We start from the raw sequence: 19584 nt of genomic DNA on the forward strand, positions 1-19584 counted from the left end.
TTAAATAAAGGATTAATAAAAGTTAGAAAAGAGGTATAAAAATGAGTGACAAAGATATTAAGACGTTAATCACTAGCGGAACAATTATTTTGGCTGTTGTATTGTATTTAATTTTCAAATGAATTTTCTGGTCTTCAGTTATAATTAACTGGGGATTTTTGATTTTATGAATAGGTAGGATCAGTTATTAAAAGGAAATCGGTGACAGAGGTATAAGGTCGGTTTATTACGGAAGTATTGTCTAACTTGAATTCTTAAAAAAGGGGGTATAGGAAAATAAATAATATATTTTATCTTTAAGAAAGTAGGATACTGATTTGAAAAAATTCTTTTTAGCTTTGTTCTTTTCTACATTGCTTTTAAGTGCATGTACGGAAGAAACTAACACAAATATTATCAAAACTGAAGATATACAAGGAATTGTAGCTTCAACGAAGGAAACTGCTGAAAAGCATGATGTGCGTAAATTTGAAGAATACGAACTACAAGAAATAATTGATGGCGACACAATAAGAATAAAATATAAGGGTAGCTCAGAAAAAGTACGTTTTCTTCTTGTGGATACCCCTGAAACGAATCATGAAACGTTAGGGGAGCAACCTTATGGGCCAGAAGCTAAAGAATTTGTAAAGCAGCTACTAGCTGGTCAAGATAAGGTTTATTTAGAATTTGACGTTTCATATCGTGATAAATATAAAAGATTACTAGCATATATTTATACTAAAGATGGTATTAGTGTTCAAGAGCAACTATTGAAAAATGGATTAGCTCGCGTGGCATATATTTATAATCCAAATACGAAGCATGTAGATTGGTTTAAATCTATTCAAAAAACTGCGCAAAAGGATGCTATTGGTATTTGGTCAGTTGAAGACTATGTAACGAATCGTGGATACGATAAAGATGTATATTATGCTGCAAAAAAAGAAGGAAAGCAGTCTAACATAAATGAGGATAAATCGAATACTAATAACAACAAGGAAAGTTGTAAAATCAAAGGAAATATTAACTCCAAAGGTAACAAAATTTTTCATATGCCAGGGCAACGTGACTATGAGAATACAGTAGCAGAGGAGATGTTCTGTACGAAAGAAGAAGCAGAAGCTGCTGGGTTTATTCCTGCGAAGCAATAAATTAGTTTAAATAATTATAGCAATAATGATAGAAAGAGATACCCGTTTGCCACAAAAAAGTGGTTGTATCATGTATAGTTAAAAATTAGGAGCCACCAATCATATTGATTGGTGGTTATATTTTTGATTTATAATACCTTTATTTTCCTTTATTGAAAGGAAGTCACAGGATTTTCACAGAACATATAGCTATACTTCTCCATAGAGCATTCAAACTGATATTGAAACTTGTACAAAGACAAAAGATGATTTGAGAAAATGAAAAATCTATTAGTAGTGTTTAATTAATTCAACTTCACTTAAGTAGAAAATCCATGGGGTATGAACTCGTGGATTTTTTCCCAAAAACATTGATTTTATGAAGGCTCAATACTATTTTTTTACTCAAATGTATGAAAATGAGCTCGCGGCATACTTTCAATCAATCTTTACTTGAAAGTTTTGTATAGTTAAAAGTCAAATAAGAATTACAATTCTGAAAGGAACTAATGTTCTTGTTGTTTTAGGAGGAATGATTATGGGTGGAATAAAATGGTTGTATATTTCTAAAGAAAATAAAATTTATAAAATTCCTAATCCTAAAGATGGGAGATTTAAAGAAATAAAGGAGCTGTCAGAGCAGGATGTTTTAAAGGTTATGCTGTACTACAGAACAAAAAATAGAAAACCAGACAAACTAGTAATGGTTGAATTTGACCGAATTACTCTTGACTCACAAGGGGTGTATGAGGTGACTGATGAAAGGAAAAAAAGGATGTTGCAAAATGCCTTTCAGTTTATATATAATACTCCTCAACAATTGGCAGATAACAAATCACCATTCGAGATACCCCTAGCACCTAGCGTTCCATCCAATATTGAAAAAAAGGCTTTATATGAATATTTAAATCAGCATTTCCCTAGCTTAGGAAAAGATGCTCCGACAATCGTAGAAGACGCAATAAGCTCACTAAAAAAAATACATCAAAAGAAAGTTGACTTCATTAAAGAAGCTAATAAATTAAGAAAAAGTAATTTAAAATTGTATTTTGAATCAAAAAAGGTTTAATGAAATTACGATGAGTTAGAAGTGATTGATTTCGAATACAAAATATTTTTAGAAGAGATATTCGGGAAAATTTTTAAAGGAAATGATGTATGAAGTAAGTGATTTATATTAAAATATCGAACCCACCCATTTTGATGAGGCTATTATCAAAACGGCGGGTTTTTTAATTTTAAAAAGTAATTTTCTATTATAAGTTTTCTCTTTTTAGCCCGCAGGAGTATCCCAGAGAATTATAAAAATCCTTACTGTTGATAATATCTCCTTAGCATTTTGTACAACTGGTATATCATTCCTGTTTTTATTCAACGTAAATTAGACTGTGTTAACTTAACTTTTAGTAAATTATTGTAACATTCGATTTCAAATATGGTCGATAAACTTGCAGACGCATTTTGTTCGTAGAGAACCATTCGCTAGGAGAAGTCCGCTCGTAACCTTTTCTCATAATAGTCTTGTCCAACTCCTGGTGTTCATAAAATCAACTACTGCTACTAGATTATCTTAAAGTCTAAACCTTGAAGCAAAATCGATTCTCAGTTACTTTATACATATATCGTTGCCGGTATTCCAGTAACTTTTTAAACAATCTACTAAAGTAAAATTCACCATCCAAATATATTGAAAGTCTAATAAACAACAGTTTCACCGATATTTTGGATAAATAACTGTAATTCCGGAGTTTGGTATTTTATGTTTATTTATTGTTAATTTTACTAAATATATCTTGATGTGTTGTTATAATAGTTTTATTAGAAATGTAAGATTTATAAATCCGATATTTTTTTTGATAAATTATTTTATGAAATGAAGTAGAGGTGAATAGTAGTGAAGCAGGTGTTAGTCATTAAGAATGAACGGTCTTTAGCAAAGAAAATCGTAAGTGGCCTAAATCAAGAAGGCTATTTCATTTTAACACTTCACAATGAAAACAAAGGTTTAAATATAGTATATGAGCAAGATTGGGATATTATCATATTGGATTGGGATTCGTTGAGTGTACCTGGACCGGAAATTTGCAGACAAATACGGATTGTTAAAACGACACCGATAATCATTGTGACCGGCAATGTGTCCAGCGAGGATTGCATAGCAGGATTACAAGCAGGAGCAGATGATTATATAAGAAAACCATTTGTGAAAGAAGAGTTAGTAGCGAGGATAAAAGTTATTTTAAGAAGAGGGGACTGTATCCAGTTAAACGACACTGATTTCTTTCGGTTTAAAGATCTCCTCGTTGATTCATCCCGTAATATCGTGACAAAGGGTGGCGAAAATCTCCCGCTTACTAAACGCGAGTATGATTTACTTGTATTTTTAATCAAGAATAAAAATACAATCTTAAGTCGTGAAATGCTTTTGAATCAGGTTTGGGGATATGACGTAGCAGTCAATCCAAATGTAGTGGATTTATATATTGGGTATTTAAGAAAAAAGATAAAGTGCGAGAAGAAAGACCGATATATACATACAATCCATGGCCGGGGCTATTCGATCAAAGAATAGTAAAAAGAAGATAATAGGTAAAGGACAGTTTGTCATAGCAATCAATATGACAAATAATTGAAAAAAACGAGTAAAACAGTTTCATCTAGTTTTACTCGTTTTTTTTTTGTGCTATAAAATCGATAATTCAACAGTTACTGGAGGATATTGAAGAGACGGAAAGCATCAAAAGAATAATTCACGCATTGCTTTTTGTATTTCAATAATTAATGTGAAAAATTACTTTATTTATTATCTTCCTTTTTTCACAAGATTTTCACAGAATTAAAGACTATACTGTTTCACAGAACGGTTAAATGAAAATGATTATCAATAGCAATTGAGATATGGCTAGCAATTACTAGCCAATTCAATCTAGAGACTTCATCATTTTCAAAATAAATAACATCAAAAGGAGTATATGTATGAAGAAATCAATGTTTTTAAAACTTGTTGGTATTATGGCAGTTTTGACTTTGATGTTAGTAGCTTGTTCAGATTCAAGCAATAAATCTAATCAAGGGTCAAAGTCTAATGAAGATAATGGAAGTAAAGAAGTTGCTAAACCTGCAACAGTTGACATCACTGATGCCCACGGAACTGTTACTGTTCCTGTAAACCCAAAGAATGTAGTTGCTTTGGATAATAGAACTTTTGAAACTTTAGCTGATTGGAAAATTGAACTAGCAGCTGTTCCAAAGGATGTAATGCCTGCGGATTCACCATATGTAAGTGATGAATCAGTTCAAAATATCGGAAATCACCGTGAACCAAATCTTGAAATTATAGCGGCTGCAAACCCTGAACTAGTAATCGTCGGTCAAAGATTTGCAGACTATTACGAAGAGATCAAAAAATTAGTGCCAAATGCAGTTGTTATTGATCTTAATGTAGATGTTTCTGAGGAAGCTGCTACACCTGGGGAAAACTTAGTAAATGGACTTAAAAATTCTACAATTGCTTTAGGGCAAATTTTCGATAAAAATGAAGAAGCTAAACAAGTGGTAGCTGATTTTGATAAAGTTATCGAAAATGCTAAATCTGCATATAATGGAAAAGATAAAGTGATGAGTGTTATCGTTGGTGGTGGGGATATTGGTTTTTCAGCTCCTCATTCTGGACGTGTTTGGGGACCAATGTATGAAATTTTCGGTTGGGCACCAGCATTAGAAGTTGCCGATTCTACTTCCGATCATAAAGGTGATGAAGTTTCTGTTGAAGCTATTGCACAAAGTAATCCGGATTGGCTTTTCGTATTAGATCGTGATGCTGCAATATCTGGTGAAAAAGATGCAGTTCCTGCTCAGGATGTTATTGCTAACGCACCTGCTCTTCAAAAAACAACTGCTGTTTCTAAAAAACATATTATTTATGCACCTGCAGATACTTACACAAATGAATCAATTCAGACTTATATAGAGTTGTTTGAAAACCTTGCAAATACTTTAGCTAAGTAGTGTAAAGGAGTATAAAAAGTGCTGAAAAATGTAACTTCTAGGGTTGAGATAAATTCTCAACCCCAGTTTTATAACTACAATAAAATATGGACAAGACCTTTTATATTAGCGATGATAGTTGTTATTATTTTAGGCATTATATCACTGTTCACTGGTGTTTATGATATACGTGGACAAGAGGATGGAATGGAGATGTTTTTCATAACTCGCGTTCCGAGAACAGTTGCATTAATGCTTACTGGAGCTGCAATGGCAATGGCAGGACTCGTAATGCAATTGATCACGCAGAATCGTTTTGTTGAACCTACTACTACAGGGACTATTGAATGGTCAGGTTTAGGGCTGCTTTTTGTTTATTTATTATTCCCTGCCCCGACTTTAGTTTTAAGAATGACGGGTGCAATCATTTTTTCTTTTATAGGAACTATGATTTTCTTTTTATTTTTAAGAAGAGTTAAGCTTCGTTCGTCGTTAATTGTCCCGATTATTGGATTGATGCTTGGAGCAGTCATTTCTGCAGTGTCCACTTTTTTGGGACTCTTTTTTCAAATGACACAAAGTATAGAAACTTGGTTTGTAGGTTCTTTTGCGTCTGTTCAGGTGGGAAGATATGAATATTTATGGCTAATTGTTATCGTTACTTTGTTTATTTTTCTTTATGCGAATAGATTGACTTTAGCTGGACTAGGAGAAGATGTCGCAACAAGCCTTGGCGTTAATTACAATAGGATTGTTCTTGTGGGGACTGCCCTTATCTCTCTTGCAGTTGGAATAGTTGCAGCTGTTATTGGAAACTTACCTTTCTTGGGCTTAATTGTCCCAAACATTGTTTCAATGTATAGAGGCGATGATCTTAGGAGTAATTTACCTTGGGTATGTTTAATAGGAATGGGGACTGTAACTGCCTGTGACATAATTTCTCGAACAATTATAATGCCTTTTGAAGTACCTGTTTCGTTAATACTTGGAACAGTAGGGTCAGTCGTGTTTATTACCATTTTATTGAGACAAAGAAAACCAAGGAGGCACCGATGAACACATTGGAAATCGATTCTAGCCTTCATAATAAAAATAGATCAGCTAGAGCTTTTCGTTCTAAGAAGGAAGAAAGACGTTATTGGATTTTGCTAATAACATTGATTGCTTTGGGGGTCCTTTCTTCATATGGACTTTTAGTTTATAACAATCCAGTTCCAGTCGATTCACCTTCTTTTATCCCGGTTGTTATGAGAAGGATAGTAGCTCTTGTGGCAATGATCATTGCTGCAGTTTGTCAGAGCTTGTCGACGGTTGCTTTCCAAACGATTACGAATAATAGGATTATTACTCCTTCGCTTTTAGGTTTCGAAGCACTTTACTCAACAATTCATACTAGTACAATATTTTTCTTTGGTGCTAGTGCATTGATAAATTTTAGTGGGATTGGATCATTTTTATTTCAAGTTGTTGTGATGGTCTTGATGAGTTTGATTCTTTATGGATGGCTACTTTCTGGTAAATACGGGAATTTACAACTTATGCTTTTAGTTGGAATTATTATTGGTACTGGGCTAAATTCTGTGTCAACGTTCATGAGAAGATTACTTGCGCCTTCTGAATTTGATATTTTACAGGCAAGATTGTTTGGCTCTGTTAATAATGCGGATTCAGCCTATTTTCCGATTGTAATTCCTATGGTAATAATTGTAGCATTATTACTTCTTGCTTATGCTAAGAATCTAAATATATTGTCACTAGGAAAGGATGTTGCTACTTCATTTGGAGTTAAATATCAATCCAGTGTAATTTATACGCTTGTATTAGTTGCTATTTTGATGTCCATTTCAACAGCTTTGATTGGACCACTTACTTTCTATGGCTTTTTAGTAGCAACTTTGAGCTATCAGGCGGCATCAACTTATGATCATAGATATATTTTTCCAATGGCTCTTGCTATAGGATTTTTGATATTAACGAGTGCATACTTTTTGATGTATCATGTATTCCATGCACAAGGTGTAGTTTCAGTTATTATCGAATTATTTGGTGGAATAATATTTTTAACTGTAGTTTTAAGGAAGAGGGCTTTATGATAAAAATTGATAATGTTAAAAAGTTCTATACTGATAAGGTAAAAATAGGACCTTTGGATATCGAAATACCAAAAGCGGGTTTTACTTCTTTAATTGGACCAAATGGCGCTGGAAAGTCTACGACACTTTTGATGATTGGAAGACTTTTGGATATGGAGGAAGGTCAAATTCAGGTGGCAAATATGGATATTTCCGGATCCAAATCAAAAGATTTAGCAAAAATTTTGACTATATTGCGGCAAGAAAATCATTTCGTAACGAGGCTTACTATTAGACAACTAGTTGGATTTGGACGTTTTCCTTATTCAAAGGGAAGATTAACTATAGAGGATGAGGTTATTATTTCTAAATATATCGATTTTTTAGATTTAACTGATTTAGAGAATAGATATTTAGATGAGCTTTCTGGTGGTCAAAGACAAAGGGCATATGTAGCGATGGTTTTGTGCCAAGAGACTGAATATGTACTTTTGGACGAGCCTCTAAATAACCTTGATGTTGCTCGTTCTGTTCAAATGATGGAGCATTTGAGACGTGCGGCTAATGAATTCGGAAGAACAATTTTGACTGTTATGCATGATATAAATTTTGCAGCCAAATATTCTGATAGAATATGTGCTATGAAAGATGGACAAATTGCCGCTTTTGGAACAGTAGAAGAGGTTATGGATTCGAAAATTTTGACAGATATTTTCGAAACAAAAATAGAAATTATCGAAGGTCCATATGGGCCACTCGCTGTTTATTAGTTACGAAAAAAAATAGAAAATTAAATTATTTGCTGTAGCTTGCACAGATCATAGCAGCTACTCTAGTTGAAAGTTGCTGCCTGTATTTTACAGACAGCAACTTTTTCAAATGCCTCTCTCGATAATGAATGGAAGTATGTCATAACGATGATCTTAATATACGCTGACGCTTTTCAAGGGGTAAATTTTAAAAAAAGGATTATAAAGCTAAAATAACATAATATTGACAGTTACTCGACCGTATAGTATCATGTTCATTCTTATTCGTTGCAAGAAAGGTGGATTGACTGTGTTAATTGAAAGTGTAATAGACCACATATCGAGCCTTAAAGGGTATTCATCTATAAAAAAAATCGAGAAAGGATACTCACCAGAAAAAAAATACATAGTTACCGTTGGCCAAAATCAATACTTTATACGATTATCTGACATACAATATCACAAAAAACGAACTATCGAATTTTCATTGCTTCAAGCATTAGAAAAAAACGGTGTACAAACATATAAAGCTATAGAATGTACTTTATTGATTGAGGCTAATCTTTCTGTCATGGTATTAAGCTATATTGAAGGATACCCTGCTGATGAATTCATTTCGAATCTTTCTGGTGTGGAGCAATTTAATATAGGTCTTGCTGCCGGGAAAGAATTAAGAAAAATTCATCAACTACAGGCCCATGCGCCGCAAACGATACTTTGGGAAGAAGCCCCAAAGAAAGAAATTCAGCTTTTACTTAAATAAATATAAAAAAGGTAGCTATCAACTGCCAAAAGAGCATAAAATACTAAACTTTATTGAAAACAATTTCCACATTCTAAAAGATCGACTATAACCTTACTCCATGATGATTTTCATCTGGGCCATATCATCGTTTTAAATAACACATTCAATGGCGTAAATGATTTTAATGGCTATGATTTTGGTGACCCCTATCATGATTTTTATAATCTTTCTTTATTTAGCAGAAGACATAGTATCCCATTTTGTATTGGACAAATAAATGGTTATTTTACAGAATCTCTAGACGATACATTTTGGCGAATATATGCCCTTTATGCAGCGATGAATATCATCTCTACAATTGTGTGGACGAAAAGATATGATGAACAATCTTTTGATGATGCATTGCAAAGAATCCATCTCATTTTAGCAGATCATGACTATTTTAATTTGGATCAACCATTATGGTATAAGTCCATACCTATTGATAATGTTACTGGTTTATAAACGGTGATGTTTGCTATTGTGTATTTTTAACTAATATTTATTAAAGTTAGTTTAGTTTTACTGAAGAAGGTTTTCGGATAGCTTTATAGAATTAAATTTGGGGGTATATGTAAAAGGGGGGAACGAAATGAGGGGGCCAATTGTTAATCTTAGTGATTATAATCTTAATTGGGAAAAAGAATTTGAATATGAGAAAAAAACAATTGTTGATGTTATAGATGATAAAGTTTTGGGAATTGAACATATTGGAAGTACTTCTATAAAGGGATTGGAAGCGAAACCAATAATTGATATTATTTTGGGCGTGCAAGATTTAGATGAAGTATCCAACTTTGTTATTCCTCTTAGTGAAATTGAATATGAATATGTTCATAAACCTGAGTTTAAAGATAGAAGATTTTTTAGGAAGGGATTATGGGGACAGGGTACTTGTCATCTGCATATCTGTGAAATTAACAGCAGAGAGTGGATTGAAAAATTATTGTTTCGAGATTATCTTAGGTTACACCCCGATGTAGCTAAAGAGTATGCTTCATTAAAAAAAGAACTTGCTTCAAAATATAAGTACGATAGATCAATATATACAAAGAAGAAAGAACCGTTTATCAAAACTATTATAGAAATAGCTATGAAGGAACAGTAGAAAGATTGCTGACAAACTTCTCAATATACGGGTCTATAACTGCGATACATAGAAATGTGTACGTCACCAAATTGTGAGGTTAGATGTGGGTGAGTAAAACTAGCTAATATGAGCGATAGAAAGCGAATAAAAGGAGATTGAAAAAACGATCTTTTAAAAAGTTAAATTTTGATGTGGAGGAAATTTGATGGATTACGTTTATCATATGATACCTAAAAAAATGACGGGTGAGGTTCTTATTTCCCTTAACGAGATAAAATTGATAGATTCCGAACTATATAAAACTTACTCAAAAAAGTATTCTGACCATCCAGAAAGACCAAGCTTATTCTTGAAAAGAATCCCTAAATTAAATTGTTTATGGAATGATGTGATTTTTTTATTACCACTTCACCCTTACTATGTTTACGAAGCATTATATTCTCTTGGATTAAGTATAAAAAAAGATTTGATGTTTTATGAGATACCAACGGAAAGATTGATGAAAAATAAAAATGGTGTGTATTTCTATAATAAAGAGAATTATAGAGGTCCTGCTTCGGATATACCTGATGAAGAAATTCAAGTCATTGATATCATTTCATATCCAGAATGTTCAGCTTTACCATCAGACGCTTTAGCCTACTTCACAGAACAACATAAAAAGGGAGTAAACTTTGGGATGTTTGCGCATATTCCTCATATTTTAAGTTTAGGAAACATTAATATTAAAGGTGTAAATATGATTAATTGGAGTGCTGCTCCAGTTCAAATATAATTGATTTAATTGAGTGGTTAGCTAAATTAGCTACCTTGTTTGAACGGATACTTTTCTGGAAGATCATGGAGTTGCATACGCAGCTCTTTTTTTCTTTATTGAACGAGGTTAGTTGAACAAGATGGTATTATAAAAGATAAAAAGGACTGAAGATATGTCAAAATATATATCACCAAATTGTTTTAGGAATATCGCCTGGCAGTCCGTTTATATAGAAGAAGTCAAAGTTGAAAACAATAATCTTTACTTAACTTTTGAGGGTCTTTTAATTACAAAAGAACACCCTCTTAACCCGTTTGACACTGAATGGGAAACGAATGAAGCAATATTAGTTTTTTATGACTTCAAGGTATTAGATTCTGGATATTATGATTGTTCACAAGTCCCAAAACAATTTAGAGACTACGAAAAAGATTGTCAGTATGTTGAAATTCCACTTTTAAAGTTAATTAACGACTTTACTATTGTTACTGAAGATGTAAAAGAAAAAAATAAATCATTTTTCGAACAGACTTTTGAGGGCTTTCCTTGGAATTTTGGAGAAGATACTTGGGGCTATTTTAAACTTCGATATAAACGAATGGAAATGATATGGGATTCTTTTCATAACGAATGATAAGTACAATCAGCTTCTTCAACAAATAGAGTGCTTTATTTCAATAAGGGGTAGAGTCTTTAAAAACTATGACCCAGTTTAGTCGAATAAGAAGGATATATATGACGATGTTTATGTGAAAATATGGAGGGAATTATGAGCGATTCTATTAATTATAAAATATGGACTGTTTGTATGATTCAAAGTGAAGAGAAGGTGTTACTTCTGGATAGACAGCACGACAATTTTAAAGGATTTATCCCACCGGGTGGTAAAGTTGAGTTTCCTGAAAGTATTGTAGAGAGTGCTATTAGAGAAGTAAAAGAAGAAACTGGGTTAGAAGTTAGAAACCTTACTTATAAAGGGCTTTATGAATATGTTAATCCAGTCGCTAAAGATAGATATATGATATTTAATTACATAACAAAGGATTTCGAGGGTGAACTCTTGGAAGATGCTCCAGAGGGGAAAGCTGTTTGGGTAGATATAGAAAGCGCTTATAAACTTCCTATGCAGACATCGATACGTAGAAGATTTCCTTTATTTTTTAAAGATGGAACATTTGAGATTCAAGTTGAATGGAACCAAGAAGAAAATAAAGAAGGGAAAGTTACAATACGTAACACATAAAACTTCTTATTAGATTAACGGGCAATTGGTGCAATCGCTTTTCAATAACGTCGAGGTCAGTCCATATAAACTGAAAAATGCATAATCGATAACGAAAATCAACGTCTACAGTATATTTTTAATCAACTTTTATTTCAACGCTATAGGAGGACATTTATTTGAGGACAGATATAGATAATTGGGAATCGATCACCATAACAGAAATTTATAAGCTCTTTTCTATTATTCCAATTAAATGGGGTATTGCAGGGGGATGGGCTTTAGATTTACATTTAGGCAAACAGTCAAGGGTACATGATGATATAGATGTAATAATTCTTCGGGAGGAACAATTGACTGCCTATAATTATTTGTCAGGTGATTGGGTGTTATACAAAGCAGAGAATGGGCAACTTGTTCCTTGGCAAGAAGGCGAGTTTTTAAAAACGACAAATGATATCTGGGCTACTAAAAGCAGTAGTTCTCCATGGGCTTTTCAAATTATGTTAGTAGAGACAGAGCAACAATCCTGGATATACAGGAGAGAAAAATCTATTCGAAGAAGATTAGAGGAAATATTTTTAAGAACAGATGATGAGATACCTTACCTGAGACCCGAGATTCAACTCCTTTATAAAGGTGGTAGCTCAAAGATTAGAGAAAAAGATTTTAAAGATTTACAAACTATGCTGCCATATTTACTGCCTGAACAAAGGGATTGGTTAAAAACGTCTTTGAAAAGACAATTTCCAACTGGTCATTCGTGGCTTGATTATATATAAGTGTGAAATATTATAAACGCTGAAATAAATATGTACAAAAATGCTTGTATAACCAAGTACATTTTTGATTCCCTTTGTATATTACAACTATGGAGTGGTGAGCATGATAGCCTCGATCGGAAGCTACCATTGATATAGCTGGTTTCTAGGCTACAAATCATGCGAGTAGAGGCTCCGTGTCAAGTTGTAAATATTCACGAATTTGTATAAAAACGTAGTTAATCAGCGAAAGTGTACATGATTATATGAGCAAAAATGTACATTGTTATTTTGACATTTTCATTGAACCATACTCATTAGGGAACAAATCACTAATTATAGAAAAAGAGCTACACATAAATAGTTGCTGATGGAAAGTTATTAATTGTATAGATGGGAGAAATGATGAAACAATTGCTAAAGGAAATTTTGTCTCCAAGTAATCAATATAAAGTTCAAATTATTAATCGTAAGGATGGTCTCTATAGCACAGAAGTATTTATGTGGAAAGAAGAGTACGGATATGAGTATTGGAGTCCAATAAAAAAGAATTGACTTTGGCTCAAACAGAGGAAGGTGCAATGTCAATAGCCATTGAACATTTAAGAGAATACTCGGGTGAAATAATAAATTTTTAGATACTACACACGGTGAGTCTCTATTATAAAATGAAACGCTTTTTTACAACGAAACAGGATTGTTGAATAAGGGATTGAATATTTACAATAGTGATTTATTGAAGAATAGGGAAGTGGAAATAACAATGAATTACATAATTAGATTAGCGAATGAAAACGACTTATCGGGTTTATGTGATATTAGAAATAATAAAGATTTATTTTCCAATTATTTAAAGAAATGTGCAAAAAGGGAATTATATTTAGCAATCGCTGAACAAGACTCACTTATAGTTGGTTTTGGAGTTCTTAAATTAAAAGGCGCATTGCTTCCTAAATTAAGTGACCTATATGTAAAGGAGGATTACCGGGGGAATGGTATAGGTTCAGATTTAATTAGGTATAGAGAAAATATTGCAAAAAGTTTAGGTTATTCTGAGATATTTGTTAGTGTTGACCCAATAGAAAATCCCAAAATGATAAAGTTAATTAGCAAATACGGTTACGAACCTATCTCTGACCCATATATAAAAAAAGCCATATTTTATAATGCTAATGGTACGACCTATAATAAAACCTACACAAGAATTGATTTAAAGAAGTTGTTGAACTAACAGGGCTTTACTTAAAGATGGGATTCCACAGAGAGCCCATCTTTTTTATTCAACGGGGCAGGTTAATGGAAGAAGGAAATTAGATTAACGAAAAAGAATCATTAAAATTGGGAGGGTGGAAATGATTAAAGCAGCTATATTCGATTTAGATGGAACATTGCTGAATAGGGATGAATCAGTTGAAATGTTCATAAATACTCAATATGACAGGTTAAATAAATTAGTAGGTCATATTCCAAGAGAGAAATATGTAACGAGATTTACCGAATTAGACAATCGTGGGTATGTATGGAAAGATAAGGTGTACCAACAATTAGTCGATGAATTTGAGATTACTGATATAACGTGGGAAGAACTACTTCAAGATTATATTTGTGAGTTTAAAAATAATTGCGTTCCTTTTCCTAATCTGATAGATATGTTAGAAGAATTAAAAAAAAGGAACTTTAGGTTAGGCATCATTACAAATGGAAAAGGGCAGTTTCAGATTGACAATATAGAGGCGCTAGGTATTGAGAAGTATTTTGACATTATTTTAATATCAGAATGGGAAGGAATAAAAAAACCTGACCCACAAATATTTAAAAGAGCATTGGAACAGCTTAATGTTTCACCCAATCAAAGCATATTTGTTGGGGACCATCCTGTAAATGATGTGAAAGCTGCTCAAAATGTCGGGATGATAGGGATTTGGAAAAAAGATTTTCAATGGAGTACAGTTGAAGCTGATTTTATAATTAATGATTTAGTCGAACTACCTTTGATTATAGATAATGCCAGCAAACAAAATGTTGAATCTTATTGAACGAAGCAGGATAGTTACTTAAGATTATGGTAATATTTTTGTTAAATAAACAGAGAAAAAAGTGAGTGTTTTATTTGGACATAATATATGATTCATCATACATCTATATCAAAAACTTTGAAAATGAGGCTAAGATTCTCAATAAATTTTGTAAAGATAAAGGAAATAAACTTGTTTTTTTAGAACTATATTCAGAAGAAGATGTGGCTGCTTTATTTATTAATAACTATCGTTTTAAAATCTTGGATAATGCCGTCGTATATAAAGAACAGGAAAATAAAATATCAATATTACATAGTCCAGCTACAACTATTGATATTAGAAAAACATTAAAGTTATATCCGTGGGATTTCTCAGCGATTGTATTACAAAAAAACACACCAATAAAAATTAAATACCATATAAGAGGTTATGAGTCTGACGATGGGTTTGGTATAAGTATTAAGGAGTTTAAAAACGGTTCTTTTATTAAAGAGATACTTCCGCTATTAACTCAGACCAAATAAAATATATAAAGTCAGGGAATACCATATGCTTTGGATTTGGTGTGATACAGAAGGGATTTGTAGTTTTTTAAAACTAAAATAGTTTTCAAACAATAACAAGCTAAGTAACGAATATCAGACAGTAAGAAATACTGTTTGATATTCGTTTTTTATTAAGGCGATGATAGCATTTCTAAAATTATATGTGAAATTATTTACTTAAACATACGGGATTCCATTGCGTAAAAGGAAAGCTATGTGTGGAAAATTCCTAATTAAGCATAATTGTGAAGAGTTAGACAAGTTTATAGGATTTATAGGAGAGATTATGCCGAACGGGGAGTAGGCCAGTGTTGGTTTAGTTGAATATGGTTCTTTTAATTGGTGAATCTTTTTTATAAAAATTTCATACTTAGAACAATTGACACCATTTTAGTCATCGAATACTTCTTGAAGTGGGAGAATGCAACTGAATAAAAATAAATATCTATTGGATTACTGTTGACATTTTAATTGATAATGATTATCATTATCGTATAAAGAATATTCCTCGGCTACAATACAGTGTAGAGAGGATGAACTTTAGCTACTTTTCTCCAGAGGTTTGCTAGTTCATGATTACGAACCTGAAACCCCCCTTATATTTCAGGAACGTGAAAATTTCAGACGACTCACCTATGATAGGTAAGTCGTTTTTTTATGTACTTGAGCGGCTCGAAATCTAACAGATTTAAAAGAAATAGATTGGTTATCAATTGAAGATTTAAGATACTTAAAAGGGAGCAGTAGGCTCAAAGGTTTTAGCTAATGTTATTTTAATTTTTTTAAAATCTGAAAAACGTAGCTGCTTTAATGCCGATTATTGTAAGAAACGCTTTGAGAGGTATCGTAATCAAACTAACTACTTTTTTATCTAGATAAGTCTTCAAAAGTAATATCATTAATGAATTTGCTTCATTAGAAAAAATCCATTTACTGATCCGTAAATGGATTTTTTTGTGCGCCCATAATGGACGCAATAAATGGGGCAAGTCCAAACAACTAAAACAGAAGTAGTGGCCGACTAAGTGCAAGAGTGTCCGTGGTAACCTGAATCTGAGGGAAGCAGGCAGCAAATTTCAATTTCTATAATAATTGGGCTTGCAAAACATTCGCTCTTTGTATATATTGTATATAAAGTATATGTACAATATTTAAATTGGTTTATGAAAATGCACATGGGAGGAAAATGATATATGAAATGGAAACGTCTTATGCTAGCTGGATGGTCAACATTAGTTGCTAGTTTGTTCTTAGCTTCTCTTTCCGGTGAAGTTTCTGCACAGTTGTTCGACTCATCAAGATATTCTCAATATTTTATCCAAGGTCTTGTGATGAGCGGGCTAGTAGTGCCTATTATTTTGTATTTATATAAGCATGTTTATCGGATGATAGGAGTTAAACCTAAGGTGCCGGTATATTCTTGGAAAAGGCTAAATCACTTTATTACTGGGGTTCTCTTGGCAAGTGCACTGGCTTCATTGGGATTCATTATAGCCAGTCTTCAAGGGTGGATAGTCATTGAAGACTGGCATACACCCAATCAGTGGTTTGGTGCGCTACTAATTAATATTTTATTTGCTATTTTTTATGAGGCTTTGCCAGAGGAATTTGGATTGCGGGGTATGCTATATGATGTTTTACGTCATAGATTTGCCGCTTGGCTATCAGTATTATTACAAACCTTACTATTTGTATCTGTCACTGTAGCGGTTGCCCTGATTCAAGCGCTCGTTGGATTTACACAAGGAGTATCCATTAACATCTTTTATATCATATTAATTTTTTGCTTTGGAATTTGTTTGCAATTGCTCCGTTTGTGGACCGGAAGCCTTTGGACCTCGATTGGCTTTCACCTCACATATCTAGAAATTATGAGGTTTGCTATCTCTCCACATCAATATGGCGTACCACCAATCATAACCTACCACGAATCAGTGCCTGGAATCGGCCTCTTAATCTCTATTTGTATGATGATTATTGGGGGCATCATTGTATCACTCGTTATACTAGGTGCGAAGCGTTTTATATGGAAAAGTACATAATTTGAACCAAACGCTTCATAGATTAGTTGATGCAAATGTTTAACAATCGCAGCATAAAATAAAAAAGTCGATTCCATATTGTACTGGGAATCGACTTTTTAGTTGCAGAAACTATGTTTTTTGGCTGAACGTCTAACTAAAGCGCAGAAGATATTTTGTTGTCTTTAATTCTATTCCTAATATGAAATGCTAGACGAATATAGGAAACTCATCGTTTGCTTATTTTGCATCTTTTGTCCACTCTGAAACTTTATCTTCATTGTCTTTAATCCATTTTTTTGCGGCCTCTTTAGGATCAGCGCCTTTCATAATATCAAACATAACACTTTCAATATCTTCCGGAGTCCAGTGGAAGTTTTTAAGAACACTATACACTTCCGGACTATCTTCTTTCAATCCTTTACGTGCAAATGTCCCAATATATTCTTCGGCTCCGTATATACCTTTAGGATCGTCTAAATATTTTAAATCAAATGCATTAAATTTCCAATGTGGAGACCAACCTGTAACGATGATTTCTTCTTTTTTCGCAATGGCTTGAGTAAGAGCTGCTGTCATTGCGCCTCCAGATGAGGTAACTACATTCCAGCCTTCAAGATTACTATATTCTTTATAAGCATTTTCTGTAGTTGCTGTCATATTTGCTCCTGGATCAATGCCAGTAATCGTTTTACCAGCTTCATCTGTTAAATCCTCGATAGAATTTACATCCATATAACTAGGAACAACTAAGCCAATTTTTGCACCTGAAAGGTTTTCTCCTAAATCTACTATTTTATCTTTGTACTTCTCAACTTGTGGGGCATGTGTTTGTGGTAACCAAGCTGACACCATACCGTCAACCTCTCCTTTTGCAAGAGCTTCCCACATAATTCCGTTATCTAGTGGTGTTAGTGTTACATCATATCCTAAATCCTCTAGAACTTGTCCTACTACGTTCGTAGAGGCAATTTCAGTATCCCACTCAACATAGGCTAAGTTCACTTCATTTTTTTCTTTATTTTTCGTGCCTTCACCATCTGAGCTACAAGCACTTAATACGAACATTAATGTTAAAGCCAATCCTATCTTCAAAAATTTACCGACTCTCATAAAATCTCCCTCTCTTTATTATAGGATGAGATATATTTAAATATTAACAAGTAACAACTTAAAGTTATCAGAAGGTTGTTACTTTTGTCAAATTGGCTTATTTTGTAAAATGGAAATCTTAAATGGAGATTCGAGATAGGGCAAGAAAAAAGTTCATGTTTAAGAGCCGTTGAATCTTTAATTTAAGGCTGTCGTAAGACTCACTTTAGATTTGAGAAAGGTAAATTCATGAATGTTTTAGTTGAACAGAAATTAAAAGACTTGAACGGAGATGATTTTTTCCATGAATACATCGGCTATTGTGCAAACACAAAATCTTACCAAAAAGTATGGATCTATTCATTCAGTAAATAAAGTAGATCTTTATGTTCAGGAAGGAGAAATTTATGGGTTTTTGGGCCCGAAAGGTGCTGGAAAAACAACAACGCTAAAAATGCTACTCGGACTCATTAAGCCTTCTGAAGCGACAATCCATATATTTGGGGAAAGTTTAAACAAACGTCGGTCATCCATTTTACAACGTACGGGATCCTTGATCGAATCTCCTATGTTAGAAATACAAAAAGCAATTGAAAATGCCAATGTCGTAATAGAGTCATCTAATCAGTCGAATGAAATAGCCAAACGTATTTCGAAAACTTTACAAGCAATACAGCATGTAGCAAAGTCATCCGTTGAAACCGTAAATAAGCACTCCGTTCAAAACATCGATGAACAAAAATTTTATTCCTTCATATCCTATGTGAGAATGGATTTTACGTTATTGAGGAGGAAAAGAATGCATTGGATAGCCATCATTCTTATTGGGATAGCTGCCAACTTAGATAATTTAGGAATTGGTCTCGCCTATGGTATTAAGCGAGTGAAAATACCCATATTATCCAATGCGGTAATTGCTCTAATTTCAATGATCGTCACATACGCTGCAGTAACAGCTGGAAGCGTAGTTATTAATTTTATCTCTCCGGATTTCGCAAATTTAATAGGGAGTCTTTTACTTTGTGCGATTGGGATATGGACTTTATTATCTAGTCGCTTTTCTAAACAAGGAATATTGGGAAATCCTGAAGTATTTGATGAGGATAAAAATTATATAATTTCAATTCGAGAAGCAATGACGCTCGGCTTTGTCTTATCAGCCAACTGTTTAGCAGGAGGAATAGCACTTGGGGCCAATGGTATTTCTGCGATTTGGACAGTTATTTCTATCGGTGTCTTTTCGTTCATCACAGTAGGTGCTGGTGTTCATTTTGGAGTCTTACTGACAAAGACTTTTATTGGAAAACATTCAACCGCTATTTCAGGGTGGCTACTTATTCTTATAGCGATTATTGAAATAGTTTCTTAAATATA

General features: G+C 33.2%; 18 protein-coding genes and 1 pseudogene. 18 read left to right on the top strand and 1 reads right to left on the bottom strand.

Going from position 1 to position 19584, the window contains the following annotated elements; genetic code table 11:
• Positions 1 to 317: 317 nt before the first annotated feature.
• The 17 genes and pseudogenes from MY533_RS02955 to MY533_RS03040 all read left to right on the top strand — a co-directional run bounded on the left by MY533_RS02955 (position 318) and on the right by MY533_RS03040 (position 17139).
• Positions 318 to 1133, top strand: coding sequence for a thermonuclease family protein (locus tag MY533_RS02955; protein ID WP_248717967.1), 816 nt, complete (start codon positions 318 to 320; stop codon positions 1131 to 1133).
• A gap of 517 nt (positions 1134 to 1650) precedes the next feature.
• Complete coding sequence (locus tag MY533_RS02960; protein WP_248717968.1) at positions 1651 to 2181, top strand: hypothetical protein; 531 nt, start codon at positions 1651 to 1653, stop codon at positions 2179 to 2181.
• A gap of 825 nt (positions 2182 to 3006) precedes the next feature.
• Positions 3007 to 3684 (top strand): response regulator transcription factor, encoded by a 678-nt coding sequence (locus MY533_RS02965; protein WP_248717969.1) that lies wholly within the window; start codon positions 3007 to 3009, stop codon positions 3682 to 3684.
• 404 nt (positions 3685 to 4088) lie between these two features.
• Entirely contained in the window at positions 4089 to 5120 is a 1032-nt protein-coding gene (locus MY533_RS02970) for a siderophore ABC transporter substrate-binding protein (protein WP_248717970.1), read from the top strand.
• An 18-nt stretch (positions 5121 to 5138) separates the two neighbouring features.
• Positions 5139 to 6155 (top strand): ABC transporter permease, encoded by a 1017-nt coding sequence (locus MY533_RS02975; protein WP_248717971.1) that lies wholly within the window; start codon positions 5139 to 5141, stop codon positions 6153 to 6155.
• Positions 6152 to 7192, top strand: coding sequence for an iron chelate uptake ABC transporter family permease subunit (locus MY533_RS02980; RefSeq protein ID WP_248717972.1), 1041 nt, complete (start codon positions 6152 to 6154; stop codon positions 7190 to 7192). The genes MY533_RS02975 and MY533_RS02980 overlap by 4 nt, the downstream gene beginning before the upstream one ends.
• A complete protein-coding gene (locus MY533_RS02985; RefSeq protein WP_132363875.1) occupies positions 7189 to 7941 on the top strand; it encodes an iron ABC transporter ATP-binding protein in 753 nt (250 codons plus the stop codon). Before MY533_RS02980 ends, MY533_RS02985 begins: the two co-directional genes overlap by 4 nt.
• 289 nt (positions 7942 to 8230) lie before the next feature.
• Positions 8231 to 9169 (top strand): annotated as a pseudogene (locus tag MY533_RS02990) (aminoglycoside phosphotransferase family protein).
• A gap of 127 nt (positions 9170 to 9296) precedes the next feature.
• On the top strand, positions 9297 to 9812 hold the full coding sequence (locus MY533_RS02995) for a GrpB family protein (protein WP_248717973.1): 516 nt from the start codon (positions 9297 to 9299) through the stop codon (positions 9810 to 9812).
• A 187-nt stretch (positions 9813 to 9999) separates the two neighbouring features.
• A complete protein-coding gene (locus tag MY533_RS03000) occupies positions 10000 to 10569 on the top strand; it encodes a group-specific protein (protein ID WP_248717974.1) in 570 nt (189 codons plus the stop codon).
• 154 nt (positions 10570 to 10723) lie between these two features.
• Positions 10724 to 11185 carry a hypothetical protein gene (locus MY533_RS03005; RefSeq protein ID WP_248717975.1) on the top strand — a complete coding sequence of 154 codons (462 nt, stop codon included), beginning with the start codon at positions 10724 to 10726 and terminating at the stop codon, positions 11183 to 11185.
• 135 nt (positions 11186 to 11320) lie between these two features.
• A complete protein-coding gene (locus MY533_RS03010; RefSeq protein ID WP_248717976.1) occupies positions 11321 to 11794 on the top strand; it encodes an 8-oxo-dGTP diphosphatase in 474 nt (157 codons plus the stop codon).
• 158 nt (positions 11795 to 11952) lie between these two features.
• Positions 11953 to 12555 carry a nucleotidyltransferase domain-containing protein gene (locus tag MY533_RS03015; protein WP_248717977.1) on the top strand — a complete coding sequence of 201 codons (603 nt, stop codon included), beginning with the start codon at positions 11953 to 11955 and terminating at the stop codon, positions 12553 to 12555.
• A gap of 742 nt (positions 12556 to 13297) precedes the next feature.
• Positions 13298 to 13765 carry a GNAT family N-acetyltransferase gene (locus tag MY533_RS03025; RefSeq protein WP_248717978.1) on the top strand — a complete coding sequence of 156 codons (468 nt, stop codon included), beginning with the start codon at positions 13298 to 13300 and terminating at the stop codon, positions 13763 to 13765.
• A 121-nt stretch (positions 13766 to 13886) separates the two neighbouring features.
• Positions 13887 to 14570, top strand: a complete 684-nt coding sequence (locus MY533_RS03030; protein WP_248717979.1) for an HAD family hydrolase — start codon at positions 13887 to 13889, stop codon at positions 14568 to 14570.
• Positions 14571 to 14644: 74 nt separating this feature from the next.
• On the top strand, positions 14645 to 15076 hold the full coding sequence (locus MY533_RS03035) for a hypothetical protein (RefSeq protein ID WP_248717980.1): 432 nt from the start codon (positions 14645 to 14647) through the stop codon (positions 15074 to 15076).
• A gap of 1214 nt (positions 15077 to 16290) precedes the next feature.
• Positions 16291 to 17139: a CPBP family intramembrane glutamic endopeptidase gene (locus tag MY533_RS03040; RefSeq protein WP_248717981.1), complete on the top strand. Its 849-nt coding sequence runs from the start codon at positions 16291 to 16293 to the stop codon at positions 17137 to 17139.
• A 219-nt stretch (positions 17140 to 17358) separates the two neighbouring features.
• Here MY533_RS03040 and MY533_RS03045 read toward each other — a convergent pair whose 3' ends face one another.
• Positions 17359 to 18231, bottom strand: coding sequence for a glycine betaine ABC transporter substrate-binding protein (locus tag MY533_RS03045; RefSeq protein WP_248717982.1), 873 nt, complete (start codon positions 18229 to 18231; stop codon positions 17359 to 17361).
• 283 nt (positions 18232 to 18514) lie between these two features.
• On the opposite strand from MY533_RS03045, the gene MY533_RS03050 reads away from it, so the two are divergent.
• The gene (locus MY533_RS03050; RefSeq protein ID WP_248717983.1) at positions 18515 to 19579 is read left to right on the top strand and encodes an ATP-binding cassette domain-containing protein; all 1065 of its coding nucleotides are present in this window, start codon (positions 18515 to 18517) and stop codon (positions 19577 to 19579) included.
• Positions 19580 to 19584: the final 5 nt, after the last annotated feature.

Source organism: Lysinibacillus sp. Ag94, assembly GCF_023242215.1.
In the GTDB taxonomy this organism is placed as follows: domain Bacteria; phylum Bacillota; class Bacilli; order Bacillales_A; family Planococcaceae; genus Lysinibacillus.

Excerpts from the sequence above, each read along its gene's own strand:
- MY533_RS02960 (WP_248717968.1), top strand. The coding sequence starts at position 1,651 with ATGGGTGGAATAAAATGGTTGTATATTTCTAAAGAAAATAAAATTTAT.
- MY533_RS02970 (WP_248717970.1), top strand. The coding sequence starts at position 4,089 with ATGAAGAAATCAATGTTTTTAAAACTTGTTGGTATTATGGCAGTTTTG.
- MY533_RS02980 (WP_248717972.1), top strand. The coding sequence starts at position 6,152 with ATGAACACATTGGAAATCGATTCTAGCCTTCATAATAAAAATAGATCA.
- MY533_RS02985 (WP_132363875.1), top strand. The coding sequence starts at position 7,189 with ATGATAAAAATTGATAATGTTAAAAAGTTCTATACTGATAAGGTAAAA.
- MY533_RS02995 (WP_248717973.1), top strand. The coding sequence starts at position 9,297 with ATGAGGGGGCCAATTGTTAATCTTAGTGATTATAATCTTAATTGGGAA.
- MY533_RS03000 (WP_248717974.1), top strand. The coding sequence starts at position 10,000 with ATGGATTACGTTTATCATATGATACCTAAAAAAATGACGGGTGAGGTT.
- MY533_RS03005 (WP_248717975.1), top strand. The coding sequence starts at position 10,724 with ATGTCAAAATATATATCACCAAATTGTTTTAGGAATATCGCCTGGCAG.
- MY533_RS03010 (WP_248717976.1), top strand. The coding sequence starts at position 11,321 with ATGAGCGATTCTATTAATTATAAAATATGGACTGTTTGTATGATTCAA.
- MY533_RS03025 (WP_248717978.1), top strand. The coding sequence starts at position 13,298 with ATGAATTACATAATTAGATTAGCGAATGAAAACGACTTATCGGGTTTA.
- MY533_RS03030 (WP_248717979.1), top strand. The coding sequence starts at position 13,887 with ATGATTAAAGCAGCTATATTCGATTTAGATGGAACATTGCTGAATAGG.
- MY533_RS03040 (WP_248717981.1), top strand. The coding sequence starts at position 16,291 with ATGAAATGGAAACGTCTTATGCTAGCTGGATGGTCAACATTAGTTGCT.
- MY533_RS03045 (WP_248717982.1), bottom strand. The coding sequence starts at position 18,231 with ATGAGAGTCGGTAAATTTTTGAAGATAGGATTGGCTTTAACATTAATG.
- MY533_RS03050 (WP_248717983.1), top strand. The coding sequence starts at position 18,515 with ATGAATACATCGGCTATTGTGCAAACACAAAATCTTACCAAAAAGTAT.